This is a genomic window from Anianabacter salinae (assembly GCF_019061145.1).
GTDB lineage: Bacteria > Pseudomonadota > Alphaproteobacteria > Rhodobacterales > Rhodobacteraceae > Anianibacter > Anianibacter salinarum.
Genome location: NZ_JAHQZS010000003.1, coordinates 309,304 through 322,160, shown reverse-complemented (window position 1 = coordinate 322,160; position 12,857 = coordinate 309,304). Strand labels below are relative to the sequence as shown.

Annotated in this window: 12 protein-coding genes; 1 reads left to right on the top strand and 11 read right to left on the bottom strand. The window is 66.8% G+C overall.

What is annotated here, in order from left to right; translation table 11 throughout:
- Window positions 1-154: 154 nt before the first annotated feature.
- Window positions 155-826: an SDR family oxidoreductase gene (locus tag KTJ87_RS10535; RefSeq protein WP_267139078.1), complete on the top strand. Its 672-nt coding sequence runs from the start codon at window positions 155-157 to the stop codon at window positions 824-826.
- A gap of 62 nt (window positions 827-888) precedes the next feature.
- Here the strand turns inward: KTJ87_RS10535 and KTJ87_RS10530 are convergent, their stop codons facing one another.
- The 11 genes from KTJ87_RS10530 to KTJ87_RS10480 form a co-directional block, all read right to left on the bottom strand.
- Window positions 889-1,299 (bottom strand): secondary thiamine-phosphate synthase enzyme YjbQ, encoded by a 411-nt coding sequence (locus KTJ87_RS10530; protein ID WP_267139077.1) that lies wholly within the window; start codon window positions 1,297-1,299, stop codon window positions 889-891.
- A 41-nt stretch (window positions 1,300-1,340) separates the two neighbouring features.
- Window positions 1,341-2,039, bottom strand: coding sequence for a hypothetical protein (locus KTJ87_RS10525; RefSeq protein ID WP_267139076.1), 699 nt, complete (start codon window positions 2,037-2,039; stop codon window positions 1,341-1,343).
- Window positions 2,040-2,226: 187 nt separating this feature from the next.
- Window positions 2,227-2,481 (bottom strand): Txe/YoeB family addiction module toxin, encoded by a 255-nt coding sequence (locus tag KTJ87_RS10520; RefSeq protein ID WP_267139075.1) that lies wholly within the window; start codon window positions 2,479-2,481, stop codon window positions 2,227-2,229.
- Window positions 2,478-2,750, bottom strand: coding sequence for a type II toxin-antitoxin system Phd/YefM family antitoxin (locus KTJ87_RS10515; protein ID WP_267139074.1), 273 nt, complete (start codon window positions 2,748-2,750; stop codon window positions 2,478-2,480). Before KTJ87_RS10515 ends, KTJ87_RS10520 begins: the two co-directional genes overlap by 4 nt.
- Before the next feature lie 128 nt (window positions 2,751-2,878).
- On the bottom strand, window positions 2,879-4,882 hold the full coding sequence (rpoD, locus tag KTJ87_RS10510; protein ID WP_267139073.1) for an RNA polymerase sigma factor RpoD: 2,004 nt from the start codon (window positions 4,880-4,882) through the stop codon (window positions 2,879-2,881).
- Window positions 4,883-4,994: 112 nt separating this feature from the next.
- Window positions 4,995-6,965 carry a DNA primase gene (gene dnaG, locus KTJ87_RS10505; protein WP_267139072.1) on the bottom strand — a complete coding sequence of 657 codons (1,971 nt, stop codon included), beginning with the start codon at window positions 6,963-6,965 and terminating at the stop codon, window positions 4,995-4,997.
- A gap of 78 nt (window positions 6,966-7,043) precedes the next feature.
- Complete coding sequence (locus tag KTJ87_RS10500; protein WP_267139071.1) at window positions 7,044-7,589, bottom strand: sarcosine oxidase subunit gamma; 546 nt, start codon at window positions 7,587-7,589, stop codon at window positions 7,044-7,046.
- A complete protein-coding gene (locus KTJ87_RS10495) occupies window positions 7,582-10,497 on the bottom strand; it encodes a sarcosine oxidase subunit alpha family protein (protein WP_267139070.1) in 2,916 nt (971 codons plus the stop codon). Before KTJ87_RS10495 ends, KTJ87_RS10500 begins: the two co-directional genes overlap by 8 nt.
- Window positions 10,497-10,751 (bottom strand): sarcosine oxidase subunit delta, encoded by a 255-nt coding sequence (locus KTJ87_RS10490; protein WP_267139069.1) that lies wholly within the window; start codon window positions 10,749-10,751, stop codon window positions 10,497-10,499. The genes KTJ87_RS10495 and KTJ87_RS10490 overlap by 1 nt, the downstream gene beginning before the upstream one ends.
- Window positions 10,752-10,881: 130 nt before the next feature.
- Complete coding sequence (locus tag KTJ87_RS10485) at window positions 10,882-12,135, bottom strand: sarcosine oxidase subunit beta family protein (protein ID WP_267139068.1); 1,254 nt, start codon at window positions 12,133-12,135, stop codon at window positions 10,882-10,884.
- Between the two features lie 117 nt (window positions 12,136-12,252).
- Window positions 12,253-12,852, bottom strand: coding sequence for a DUF6151 family protein (locus KTJ87_RS10480; protein ID WP_267139067.1), 600 nt, complete (start codon window positions 12,850-12,852; stop codon window positions 12,253-12,255).
- Window positions 12,853-12,857 lie beyond the last annotated feature (5 nt).

Genomic DNA, 12,857 nt, shown 5'->3' with positions numbered 1-12,857 from the left:
CTCGGTCCCTGTCCCAGTCTGTCCACAGGCACTATAGGGAACCCGCGACCCGTTGGGTAGTGAGGAAATCACGCCCCCACATGATGCGCGGACCCTATTGCAAACCTGCCGCGTTGAGCGCGTGACACAAGACAAGCATGGGAACCCCAAAGGCATGACCAAGACACTTTTCATCACCGGAGCCTCCAGCGGGATCGGCGCGGCCACGGCACGGGCGGCAGCCGCGAACGGCTGGAACGTCGCCCTGTTCGCGCGGTCGCAAGACAAGATCGAGGCGCTAGCGGCAGAGCTTGGCGAGGGCGCGCTGGCGCTGCCGGGCGACGTCACGCGGCTGGACGATCTGGAAAAGGCGGTGGCCGCGACGACCGAAGCCTTTGGCGGGCTCGATGCCGCGTTTGCCAACGCCGGCAAGGGCCTCGACACCCCCGGCACGGTGGAAGGCGACCCCGAGGAATGGCGCAGGCTGGTCGATATCAACATCATGGGCGTGCTTTATACCGCGCGCGCCGCGCTGCCTGCGCTGAAGACGGCCAAGGGACATCTGGTGATGACCGGCTCCGCGGCGGGCCGGCGGCACATCCCCGGCTCGATCTACGGCGCGACGAAATGGTTCGTCCACGGCTACGCAGGCAACATGGCCGACGAGATGCGCGACTGGGGCGGGCGCTGCACCGTCATCGCGCCCGGCATGGTCGACACCGCCTTCTTCGACGAGGCCAAGCCCGACAAGCTGCACCCCGATGACGTGGCGGATGCGGTCCTGCACGCGCTGAACGCCGATCCCCGCAACGGCGTGCGCGAGATTTTTCTGATGCCGCAATCCTGAATCAGCAGCGCCGGGCCGGGGGCACGTTGGTAGGAAGAGTGACCTTCGTGATCGATTCCGGCTCAGACCGACAGATGTGCCGCCACCCGCCGCAGATGCGGGTGGCGGCGATGTTCGAACAGGTAGATCCCCTGCCATGTGCCAAGCGCCATGCGCCCGGCGGCCACGGGGATCGACAGGCTGACCGGCATCATCGCGGCCTTGATATGGGCAGGCATGTCGTCTGGCCCCTCGGCGCGGTGAGCCAGATACGCCATCGCCGGATCGTCGGCAGGCGGAACAAGGCGACCGAAAAAGGCGCCCAGGTCGCGCTGCACGTCGGGATCGGCGTTCTCCTGGATCAGCAGAGAGCACGAGGTGTGGCGCACGAACAGAGTCAGAAGCCCGTCTTGCGCGGGCAGCCAGCGCGCCACGTCCTGCGTGAACTCGGCAAGGCCCGCGCCCTGCGTCTGGATGCGGAATTCTGTCTGCATGTCCGCAAGGATGGCGCAAGCCGTGCGTCACCGCAACGGGGCTAGCAGCTGCGCGCGCCCTCGACCATCGCACCGGGCACGCACATGTTGCCGCCCCAGTGGTAGCCACTGACGCCCGCGTGATCCACGAAGAACCACCGGAAATTGTCCATCTCGACGCCGGTGTCCATCATCACCTGGATGCCGCTGTCCTCGGCCGTCACCAAGAGAACAGCACTGTTCGGATCGGGCTGCTCGAAGATCGTGGCGCCGAACGACAGCCCTGCGGTGTCGATCATCACGGGGTCGGCGGGACGCGAGGCGGCATCAGTGGTGGTCAACTCGCAGCCGATGGTGGTGCGGTTTCCGTCCCCGTCGCTGGCCACGTTGCCGTTGGCGGTGGCACCGATCACGCCCGCCGAAAGGTCATGGCTAAAGGTGATGTTGACGCTGGAACTGGCGAAGGACATCGGATCGGACGGCTCTGCCATCAACACGAAGTGAGCCGTGTTCTCACTACCATCCGCCAATTCGCCGACTTGATCGGCCAGGTCGCCTTCGGTCCCGCTTGCCACGTCGAGGTTGGACGTCGGATAGCGGTCGACATCGACAAAGCCGGGATCGTCGGGGGCGAAGTTGACCGTGTAGCTGTAGGCGCCGTCGCTGACGCAGCTGTAGACATACACCTCGCCGTCGCTGGCGGCCGCCATCTGCGGAAGGGCGGCACAGGCCGCCAACGCGATCGCACTTGTCGCACGCATGATATCGTCACCTTTCAAATGGCGGAACGGGCAGGCCCGTCCACGGAATCGCTCAAGGTGAATGAACCCCGAAAACGCGGCAACATTGCGGAATCGGTCGTTCAATCCGGCGGCGGTGCGGCCAAACGCGAAACGGCGGCCCGGATGAGGGGCCGCCGTTTCTGGGTGGTGGACAGTGAGGCCGATCTCAATAGTGAAAGCGGCACTGAATGATCTGCAAGGCGTCGGGTGTCACACGGTAGACCAGTCGATGTTCACGGTCGATCCGGCGCGACCAGTACCCGGCAAGGCTGGCCCTCAGCGGCTCGGGCTTACCGGTGCCCTCGAACGGATGGCGCTGGCATTCCTTGATGAGCGCGACGATGCGCTGCGCCAGTTTTTGGTCCTGCCCCTGCCAATACAGGAATTGCTCCCACGCCTCGGCGGTGAACGTGACGTTCATTCGCCCGCAGGCGCGTCGAACTCGTCCATCGTCGGTGTGACGATCCGGCCCGCCTCGACCTGTTCGAGCGACCGCGCCAACGACTCCCGGTTGGCCTTGGTCGACATCAGATAGGCGGTTTCGTCGAGCGAATCGTAATCCTCGACCGAGATCATCAGCACCGGCCTTCCATTGGCGCGGGTCACCAGCAGCGGCTCATGGTCCTCGTTCACCTTGTCCATAAGAGCGGACAGGTTCTTGCGCAGATCGGTGGAGGTGGTGTGCTTCATGAATATGAGTGTACGCGATTGCGTACAGAAAAGCAAGCGAGTGAAGCTCTACGAAACAGATCGACAAGCCCGATAAGGCGGGACAAGTCCCGCCTTATCGTCACGCATTGGCAGCGTATCCGCCTGCCCTACTGATCCAGGAAACTCCGCAGCTTCCTCGACCGGCTCGGGTGCTTGAGCTTGCGCAGCGCCTTCGCCTCGATCTGGCGGATGCGTTCGCGAGTGACGCTGAACTGCTGGCCGACTTCTTCCAGCGTGTGGTCGGTGTTCATGCCGATGCCAAAGCGCATCCGCAGAACCCGCTCCTCGCGCGGGGTGAGGCTGGCCAGAACCCGCGTCGTCGTTTCCTTCAGGTTCTCCTGAATGGCGGAATCCAGCGGCAGGACGGCGTTCTTGTCCTCGATGAAATCGCCAAGCTGGCTGTCTTCCTCGTCGCCGATGGGCGTTTCCAGCGAAATCGGTTCCTTGGCGATCTTCATCACCTTGCGAACCTTTTCCAGCGGCATCTGCAGCTTTTCGGCCAGTTCCTCGGGCGTGGGTTCGCGGCCGATCTCGTGCAGCATCTGGCGGCCGGTGCGCACCAGCTTGTTGATCGTCTCGATCATGTGGACCGGGATGCGGATCGTGCGCGCCTGATCGGCAATGGAGCGGGTGATCGCCTGCCGGATCCACCACGTCGCGTAGGTCGAGAACTTGTAGCCGCGCCGATACTCGAACTTGTCCACGGCCTTCATCAGGCCGATGTTGCCTTCCTGGATAAGGTCAAGGAACTGCAGACCCCGGTTGGTGTATTTCTTGGCAATCGAGATCACGAGGCGCAGGTTCGCCTCGACCATTTCCTTCTTCGCCTGCCGCGCCTCTTTCTCGCCCTTCTGGACCTGCTGGACGATGCGGCGGAATTCGCTGATGTCGACGCCGACATACTGGCCGACCTGAGCCATGTCCGAGCGCAGTTCCTCGACCTTGTCGCGCGAGCGTTCAAGGAAAGCCGCCCAGCCGCGCCCCGGCTTTTCGGCCATCCGGTCAAGCCAGTTCGGATCAAGCTCTGCGCCCCGGTATTCGTCGACGAATTCGCGGCGGTTGATGCGAGCCTGGTCAGCCAGCTTCACCATCGAGCTGTCGATCGACATGATCCGGCGGTTGATGCCGTAAAGCTGGTCGATCAGCGCCTCGATGCGGTTGTTGTGCAGGTGCAATTCGTTCACCAGCACCACGATTTCCGAGCGCAGCGACTGGTAGGCGTCTTCTTCCTTCTGGCTGAACGATCCGTCCTCGTTCAGCGTCGCCGACATCCGCAGGTCCTGCATTTCGGACAGGTGGACATAGTCGTTCGCGATGCGTTCGAGAATTTCCAGCACGCGCGGTTTCAGCGCGGCCTCCATCGCGGCAAGCGACATGTTCGCCTGCTCGTCATCCTCGTCGTCGTCATCGCTGCGGATCGGGTTGCCGTCGGCGTCGTATTCCGGCTGTTCGCCGCTCTCTTCAGACTTCGGCTTGGGCTCTGCCGCGCCCTCGAGCCCGGCGACGACCGGCTCGGCGACACCGTCCTCGTCATCGCCTTCGACGCCGCGGCCGAACGTGGCCTCAAGGTCGATCACATCGCGCAGAAGGATGTCCTCGGACAAAAGCTCGTCCCGCCAGATCGTGATCGCCTGGAAGGTCAGCGGGCTTTCGCACAGGCCCGCGATCATCGTGTTGCGGCCCGCCTCGATCCGCTTGGCGATGGCGATCTCGCCCTCGCGGCTCAGCAGTTCGACCGATCCCATCTCGCGCAGGTACATGCGCACCGGATCGTCGGTGCGATCGAGCTTTTCGGTCTCGGAGGACGACACCGTGACTTCGCGGCTGGACGAGGCTTCGACCACGTCGGTCGAGCCCTTGTCGTCGTCGTCGGCCTCGTCGTCCTCGATCACGTTGATGCCCATCTCGGACAGCATCGACATGACGTCCTCGATCTGCTCGGAAGACACCTGTTCCGGGGGCAGGACCTGGTTCAGCTGGTCATAGGTGATGTACCCACGCTCTTTTGCCTCGGCGATCATCTTCTTGACCGCGGTCTGGCTCATGTCGAGCATGACCTCTGAATCCTGATCGTCCGGCTTGCGGTCGTCAGTGGTGTCTTTGGCTGCCATGCGGCACTCCTTCACGAAGCAAAGGGAATCGGGCTTTCCGAATCATACCGGGCGAATCGGCGATTCGCACTCCGTTTACCCTGATTTCTTTGCGAATTCCTCACCCTGTGAGTCAATTAGGCCGCTTTGTGCCTTTGCCAAAGGCAATCTGGCCGAGAAGTGATTCGAACGCGGACTTCTCGTCACGGCTTATGAGGGCCCCGTTCGGTCCGATTTCGTATTCGGTGCGGTCTTCGGTCTGACTTTTCAGAGCCTTGTTCCTTGCGTCTGCCGCCTGTCGCAGCCGGTGGGTCAGCCCCTCGTCGGCGCCGGCCCCCATGTCCTCGACAGCTTCGGCGATTTCCCGTTCAAGCCCGCCCAGCGCCTTCAGCTTGGCAAGCTCCTCTGCGATGCACTGCGCCACGATATCCGAACCGCAGCCCGGACGCATTGCCGGAATGATGCCGAGATGGCGCGCCGAGAGAAGCTTTTCAAGGGCGTCTTCACCCACGTCACGCGCGATGCGGTCCGCCAGCGTTTCTGGATCGGCATCCGCGTTGCGCAGGATCGCGGCGCGCAGCCGTTCGGCATCGGGGTCAATGGCGGTCATGCCCTCCAGATCGCCCTCGAAGCGCAACAGATGCTCGGGGTGCGCCACCAGCATCGCCAGGATCACCTGTTCGCGCAGGCGCCGCTCGGACGCGGCATCCGCCACCAGCGGTGACAGGCGCGCCTCGGCGGTCGGACCCTCGGGCGCCTTCCACATGCGCGGGCCCCGGCCCTGACCGCGCGCACCTTGCGGCCCCCCAGGACGCGCGGCGGGACGGAAGAAGTCCCATTTCAGGCGCTTGATCTCTTCGCCGTAGTGGCGTTGCAGCGTCTGGTCGCCGATCTTGCGGATGCTGTCCCACAGCGCACGGTCCAACGCCGCCTTGCGCTCGGGGCTGTCAAAGCTCTTGCCCGCCGTCTCGCGCCGCCACAGCACGCGGACCAGCGGCTCTGCTGCCTCGACCAGCTTGCGCATCGCCTGCGGCCCGCCGCTGCGGGTCAGGTCGTCGGGGTCCTGCCCCGGCGGCATCAGGCAGAACCGCAGCGACCGTTCCGCCGAGAGCTGCGGCAGCGCAAGGTCCATCATCTTCTCCGCCGCGCGCTGGCCCGCGGTGTCACCGTCGAGCGTCACGACAGGCTCGCGGTCGATCCGCCACAGAAGCTGCAACTGGTCCTCGGTCACGGCAGTGCCCAGCGGCGCCACGGCGGCGCGAAACCCCGCCTCGGACAGCGCGATCACGTCCATGTAGCCCTCGGCCACCAGAAGCGGGCCGTCCTTGCCCGCCGCCGCGCGGGCGTTCTGGATGTTGTAGAGCGTGCGGCCCTTGTGAAAGAGCGGCGTCTCGGGCGAGTTGATGTACTTCGCCTGATCGTTCGGATCGAGCGCGCGGGCACCAAAGGCGATCGCCCGGCCCCGCGCATCGCGGATCGGGAACATCACCCGGTTGCGAAAGGTGTCATAGGGCGCGCGGCCCTTGTCGGATGTGCGCGCAAGACCCAGCGTCACCTGATCGTCCACCGCCACGCCCTTGCCGGTCAGATGCTCGCGCAGCGCTTCCCAGCCGTTCGGGGCATACCCAAGCTCCCAACGGTCGATCACGTCCTCCGGCAGACCCCGCCCAGCCAGATAGTCACGCGCCGCCGATCCGGCCCCGGTCCGAAGCTGCAGGCGATAGAACTGGACCGCCTGTTCCATGATCCCGTGCAGCTTTTCAAAGCGGTCCTGTTTTTGCCGCGCCTCGGGATCGGGCGCGGGCATCTGCATCCCCGCCTCACGCGCCAGCACCTCGACCGCCTCCATGAACTCCATGTTGTCGATCTGGCGCAGGAAAGCGATGGCGTCGCCCTTCGCCTGGCACCCGAAGCAATAGTAGAAGCCCTTGCGGTCATCGACGTGGAAGCTGGCGGTCTTCTCGGAATGGAACGGACACGGCGCCCACCAGTCGCCCTTGGCCTGGTTCGACTTGCGCAGGTCCCACGTCACGCGGCGCCCGACGATCTGCGACAGGCTCGTGCGGGTCTGGATCTCGTCGAGAAAGCCGGGCGGAAGACTCATGGTCGCCAGTGTCCGCCCCCCAAGCCCTCGGTGCAAGGGCCGCTGCCGCCCGCCCGCATCACGTTTCTGGGGATAACTTCAGGTCAGGCGCAGGCGCGCCGCGCGGCTTTCCATCGCTTCCGTGATCTCGTGCACTGCCGTCTTCGCCATCGAGCGGAAGACGAGGATCAGATACGCGTCATCTTCCACCCGCGTGATCGACGCCTGCATGTGGCCCAGAAGCGTGCGCGCGGTCGCGCCCTCGGCAAAGCTGGACGGGCGCAGGTCAAGCGGTGTCAGCCGCGCCAGAACGTCCCGCGCGCCCGCACCGTCCAGCCGCAAGGTGCACCAGGCATCGGACTGGTCCGTCACCGCCGCCCCGTCCAGCGCCGCGACCGGCGGCCCCATCACCAGCACATGCCGCACCCCGAACCAGACCACCCGCGCGCCGCCGCGCCCCGTCGTCGTCGCGCCCGGCCCCGGCAGGCTGGCGCCCGTCGCCGCCTTGAGCGCCGCGCCGATGTCCGCGCCGCCCAGCGCCGCCACGGAGGTTAGGCCGCCGGGGTCCACCTCGGACAGCCGCACCCCCGCTACCTCGACCGGCAGCAGCCCCTCGGCGGGCGTCTTTGCGATCAACCTAGCCACGCATCCGCCCTCCGCCTGCATCGAAGACTTGCGGCGCCACGACCTCGCACAGGGTCTGGACCGAGCGCAGGTGATCGACCATCCGCACCGTCTCGCCCAGCCGCGCGCGCCCGCCCTTCAGGAACGCCAGCCCAAGATAGGATTGCAGCGTTGGCGAATACCCGGCGCTGGTCACATAGCCTTGGGAATTCTCGCGCACCGCCTCTGCCCCTGCCTCGAACAGATGCGCCCCCGCCAGCAGTTGCTTCACCGCACCCACAGGCCGCAGGCCCACAAGCTGCTCGCGGTCGTCGGCCAGCAGCCCCGGACGCGCCGCCCCAGCCTTGCCGATGAAATCGCCCTCGGATTTCAGCATTCCCTGCATCCCAAGATCGAAGGCCGTGGTGCGCCCGTGGAGTTCGGCATGGGTCAGGAAGCCTTTTTCGATCCGCAGGACGTTCAGCGCTTCCATCCCGTAGGGACCGCCGCCCAGCATCTCGGCCTGTGCGACCAAGAGCCGCCACAGGCTTTCGCCATAGCGCGCCGGGACAGCGATCTCATACCCGCGCTCGCCAGAGAACGAGATGCGGAACAGCCGCCCCGCGACACCTGCCACGGGCACCGCGCCGCAGGACATGAACGGCCACTCCGCATCCGTGATCTCGGCATCCGTGACAGCGTTCACCAGCTCCAGCGCGCGCGGCCCGGCGACGGCGAATTGCGCCCATTGCTCGGTGACCGACATCAGCGAGACATCAAGATCAGGCCGCAGCACCTGTGCGACGAAGTCGAGGTGCTGCATCACCTGCCCCGCCGCTGCCGTGGTGGTGGTGATAAGGTAGTGACCGTCGTTCAACCGCGCCGCGGTCCCGTCGTCCATGACGTGACCGTCTTCGCGCAGCATCAGCCCATAGCGCACGCGCCCCGGCTTCAGTGTCGACATTCGCCCGGTATAGACGAAATCGAGGAACCTGCCCGCATCCCGCCCCTGCACGTCGATCTTGCCCAGCGTCGACACATCGGTGACGCCGACCGCCTGCCGCACCATCCCGACTTCCCGATCGCTAGCCTCGCGCCATGTCGCCTCGCCGGGGGCGGGGAAATACGACGGCCGATACCACAGCCCCGCCTCGATCATCGGCGCGCCGCGCTGCCGGGCCGCGCTGTCCGAGGTGGTGAAGCGCTGCGGCGCGAACCCGTCGCCCAGCGCCCCGGCCCCCATCGCGGCGATGGACACGGGCGTATAGGGCGGGCGGAACGTCGTCGTCCCCGTCGCCGGGATCGACCGCCCCGTCGCATCCGCCAAAACCGCCAGAGCGGTGACGTTCGACGTCTTGCCCTGGTCGGTCGCCATGCCTTGCGTGGTGTAGCGCTTCATGTGCTCGACCGAGCGGAAATTCTCCTGCGCGGCCAACGCGACGTCCTTGGTCGTCACGTCGTTCTGCAGATCGAGCCAGGCGCGCCCCTTGGCCTGCACCTGCCAGAAGGCGTCGATCCCGCCCACCTCTGCCACAGCCTCGGGCAGCGACACCGCCTTCGTGCGTCGCCCCAGCGCCTTCAGCGCCGCCTTGCCCGCGCGCAGACCATCGGCAAGACACCCTGCGGTGTCCATCACCCCCGCCGCAGCCCCCGCCGCCTCAAGCCCCGGCACCGCGCCGGGCAAGGGGACAAAGGCCGCGATGGCCTCGTTCCACACCGGCCGCGCGCCCATATGGCTGGTCAGGTGCAGCGCCGGGTTCCAGCCGCCAGACACCGCAAGGCAATCCGCCTCGATCCAGATCTCACGCCCCGCGCCGCGCACCTGCACCGCCTCCAGCCCCAGCCGCCCGCGCGTCGCCGCGACCACCGCCCCGGCATGGACCGGCCAGGGCGCATCGCGCGGCACCTCGGGCCGCGAATCCACCACCGCAGCCACCCGCACGCCCGCCGCGTGCAGGTCCTGCACCGTGCGGTGCGCATCGTCGTTGTTGGCGAACACCACCACCCGCTTGCCCGCCGCGACGCCATAGCGGTGCAGATAGCCGCGCACCGCCCCCGCCAGCATCACGCCGGGCCTGTCGTTGCCGGGATGCGCGATGGGCCGCTCGATGGCGCCCGCCGCCAGCACCGCCCGCCGCGCCACGATCCGCCAGAAACACTCGCGCGGCGCATCGCCGTCCGGCAGGTGCAGCGCCACCCGCTCCAGCGCGCCATAGGTCCCGTGATCGTAGGCGCCTGTCACCGTGGTGCGCGGCATCAGCCGCACGTTCGGCAGCGCGGCCAGTTCCGCCAGAACCTCGTCGGCCCAAAGCGTGCCCGGCAGCCCGCCGACCTCCTCGTCCTCCAAGAGCATCCGCCCGCCCATCCGCGCGCCCTCGTCCGCAAGGATCACCTCCGCGCCCGACCGCGCCGCCACCAACGCCGCCATCAGCCCCGCAGGCCCCGCGCCGATCACCAGAAGATCGCAGTGGGCAAAGGCTTTCTCGTACCGCGCCGCGTCGCGTGCCCCCGACAAGGCCCCCAGCCCCGCCGCGCGGCGAATCACCGGCTCGAACAGCCGTTCCCATAGCCGGTGCGGCCCCATGAAGGTCTTGTAGTAGAAGCCCGCCCCAAGGAACGGCGACAGCAGATCGTTGACCTCCAGCGCATCCCATTTGAGCGAGGGCCAGGCATTCTGCGACCGCGCCTCCAGCCCCGCGAACACCTCCTGCACCGTCGCCCGCACGTTCGGCGTATCCCCCACCGTCATCAGCGCCGACGGCTCCTCCGATCCGCAGGTGAACACCCCGCGCGGACGGTGATACTTGAACGACCGCCCCATCAGCCGCATGCCGCCCGCCAGAAGCGCCGAGGCCAGCGTATCGCCCGCGAAGCCCTCATGACCCTGCCCGTCAAAGGAAAACCGCACCGGGCGCGCGCGGTCCACCAGCCCATACCCCTCGACGCGCATCACAGCCCCTCCGCCGCCAGCCGGGCACCGTCCACCGCATGGGTCACGGTATCGCGTTCCACCACCAGCCAGGCGCCGCAGCCGCCGCCATGATACCAAAGGTCCCGCACAGCCCCCGCAGGGTTGTCCCGCAGATGCAAGTAGTCGTCCCAGCGGTCGATGCCCGCGCCCTCGCCGGGCCGCGCAAGCGCAGCCCCGCGATAGGTGAACTCGCGGATGTCACGGTCGCCGCAGCATGGACAGGGCAGCCTCATCGCGTCCCCCCATCTTTGGCCCTGAAATACTCCGGAGAGCCCGAGAGGCAGCGCCTCTCGGACGCGCCGAGGGGGCTCGATGCCCCCGAGGCGCGTTCCCCCGCGCCGCGATATGCCATGCCGCGCTCCATCAATGCAGGTTGTGCTGGCTGCCGGTGCCTTCTTCGTCCATCAGCCCGGCCCCGCTGCGGAACCGGTCCAGCCGGAACCGTGCGGCAGGGGCATGATGCCGGTCCGTGGCGATCAGATGCGCAAAGGAAAACCCCGATCCCGGCACCGCCTTGAACCCGCCATAGCACCAGCCCGCATCCAGATAGAGCCCGTCCACAGGGGTCTTGTCGATGATCGGCGATCCGTCGGGGGTCATGTCCATGATCCCGCCCCAGGATCGCAGCACGCGGGCGCGTCCGATCACCGGCATCAGCGTCATCGCCGCCTCCATCACATGCTCCTTCATCGGCAGGTTCCCCCGCGCGGCGTAGGAGGCGTAGAAATCAAGATCGCCGCCGAACACGAGGCCGCCCTTGTCGGACTGGCTGATATAGAAATGCCCCATCCCGAAGCTCACCACGTGGTCGATCACCGGCTTCAGCCCCTCGGTGACGAAGGCCTGCAAGACATGGGATTCGATGGGCAGCCGCATCCCCGCCATCGCCGCCACCTGTCCCGACCGTCCTGCGACGACGATGCCGACCTTGCTGGCCCGGATCGCGCCGCGCGTGGTCTGCACGCCGGTGACGCGCCCGCCCGAGATGTCGATCCCCGTCACCTCGCAGTTCTGGATCAGGTCCACGCCCCGGCTGTCCGCCCCGCGCGCATAGCCCCAGGCCACGGCGTCGTGCCGCGCTGTGCCGCCGCGCGGGTGCAGAAGACCGCCGTAGATCGGGAAGCGCACGTTGTCGAAATCGAGATACGGCAGATGTCTGCGCACGCCCTCGCGGTCGAGCAGCACCGCGTCGTCGCCCTGGTTGATCATCGCGTTGCCGCGCCGGGCGAAGGCGTCGCGCTGGCCGTCCGAGTGGAACAGGTTAATCAGCCCACGCTGCGAATGCATCACGTTGTAGTTCAGGTCGCTCTCCAGCCCTTCCCACATCTTCAGCGAATGGGAATAGAACTCGGAATTGCCGGGCAGGAAGTAGTTGGCGCGCACGATGGTGGTGTTCCGCCCCACGTTGCCGCCGCCGATAAAACCCTTCTCCAGCACCGCGATGTTGCGAAGCCCGTGTTCCTTGGCGAGGTAATAGGCCGTCGACAGGCCATGCCCGCCGCCGCCGATGATGACGATGTCGTACTCGTCCTTCGGCACGGGGTCGCGCCAGACGGGTTTCCAGCCCCTGTTGCCGGTCAGGCCCTGTTTCAGGATCTCAAAGGCGGAGTAGCGCAAGGAAGGGCCCCTTGGACGGTGATGCGGTCGCACAGACCTTAACCTGACCCCCCGCCGGATCCGCAAGGTGTTCGCGACAGCGGCAGGGTCGAAAACGTCAGGGGGCCGGTCCCCATTTCATGGCACGGCGCCTTCGGCGGCGCGGCGCTCTGCCAGCGTCAGGACGCGCGGTTCGGCGACCGGTCTGCCGCCATCGTCCCGAAACGGACCACCGCCCTGTCCGGACAACCGCGCGCGCAGATGCCGCAGCAGGACCGCCGCGCCCGCGCGGGCGACACCATAGCCCTTGCGGCCAAGCGGCGGGTCCGCCTGATCGACTGCGTTCAGGCAGATCACCGGCCCCAGCCGGTCCTTGCCCTCCGCGATCAGAGACTGGGGCACGCCGGCAAACCGCAGCCCCGGACTGAACAGCGTGTTGGCCACCGGCGTCCGGCAACAGGCGGTATGCCAGCGCAACAAACCTTTGGGACCAAGGCGCAGGGCGGCCAGATGCTCGGCCCCTGTGTCGATCGTAATGCGGTCGGGCGTGGTCTGGAACAGCGCGGTGCCGCCATGGTCATCGAGCACAACGTTTGCCACATCGTCCCCGAGATGGCGCGCATAGGCGCGGCAATCCTTGCAGTAGCACACCAGCCGCGATCCGCGTGCAGGGTCCAGCCGACCCGTCAGCGCGCCGCACCGGCAGCGCAGCGCGAGGCCGGTCGCAGCTCCCGTCATGGCCC

Excerpts from the sequence above, each read along its gene's own strand:
- dnaG (WP_267139072.1), bottom strand. The coding sequence starts at position 6,965 with ATGAGTCTTCCGCCCGGCTTTCTCGACGAGATCCAGACCCGCACGAGC.
- KTJ87_RS10525 (WP_267139076.1), bottom strand. The coding sequence starts at position 2,039 with ATGCGTGCGACAAGTGCGATCGCGTTGGCGGCCTGTGCCGCCCTTCCG.
- KTJ87_RS10480 (WP_267139067.1), bottom strand. The coding sequence starts at position 12,852 with ATGACGGGAGCTGCGACCGGCCTCGCGCTGCGCTGCCGGTGCGGCGCG.
- rpoD (WP_267139073.1), bottom strand. The coding sequence starts at position 4,882 with ATGGCAGCCAAAGACACCACTGACGACCGCAAGCCGGACGATCAGGAT.
- KTJ87_RS10535 (WP_267139078.1), top strand. The coding sequence starts at position 155 with ATGACCAAGACACTTTTCATCACCGGAGCCTCCAGCGGGATCGGCGCG.
- KTJ87_RS10530 (WP_267139077.1), bottom strand. The coding sequence starts at position 1,299 with ATGCAGACAGAATTCCGCATCCAGACGCAGGGCGCGGGCCTTGCCGAG.
- KTJ87_RS10490 (WP_267139069.1), bottom strand. The coding sequence starts at position 10,751 with ATGAGGCTGCCCTGTCCATGCTGCGGCGACCGTGACATCCGCGAGTTC.
- KTJ87_RS10495 (WP_267139070.1), bottom strand. The coding sequence starts at position 10,497 with ATGCGCGTCGAGGGGTATGGGCTGGTGGACCGCGCGCGCCCGGTGCGG.
- KTJ87_RS10520 (WP_267139075.1), bottom strand. The coding sequence starts at position 2,481 with ATGAACGTCACGTTCACCGCCGAGGCGTGGGAGCAATTCCTGTATTGG.
- KTJ87_RS10515 (WP_267139074.1), bottom strand. The coding sequence starts at position 2,750 with ATGAAGCACACCACCTCCACCGATCTGCGCAAGAACCTGTCCGCTCTT.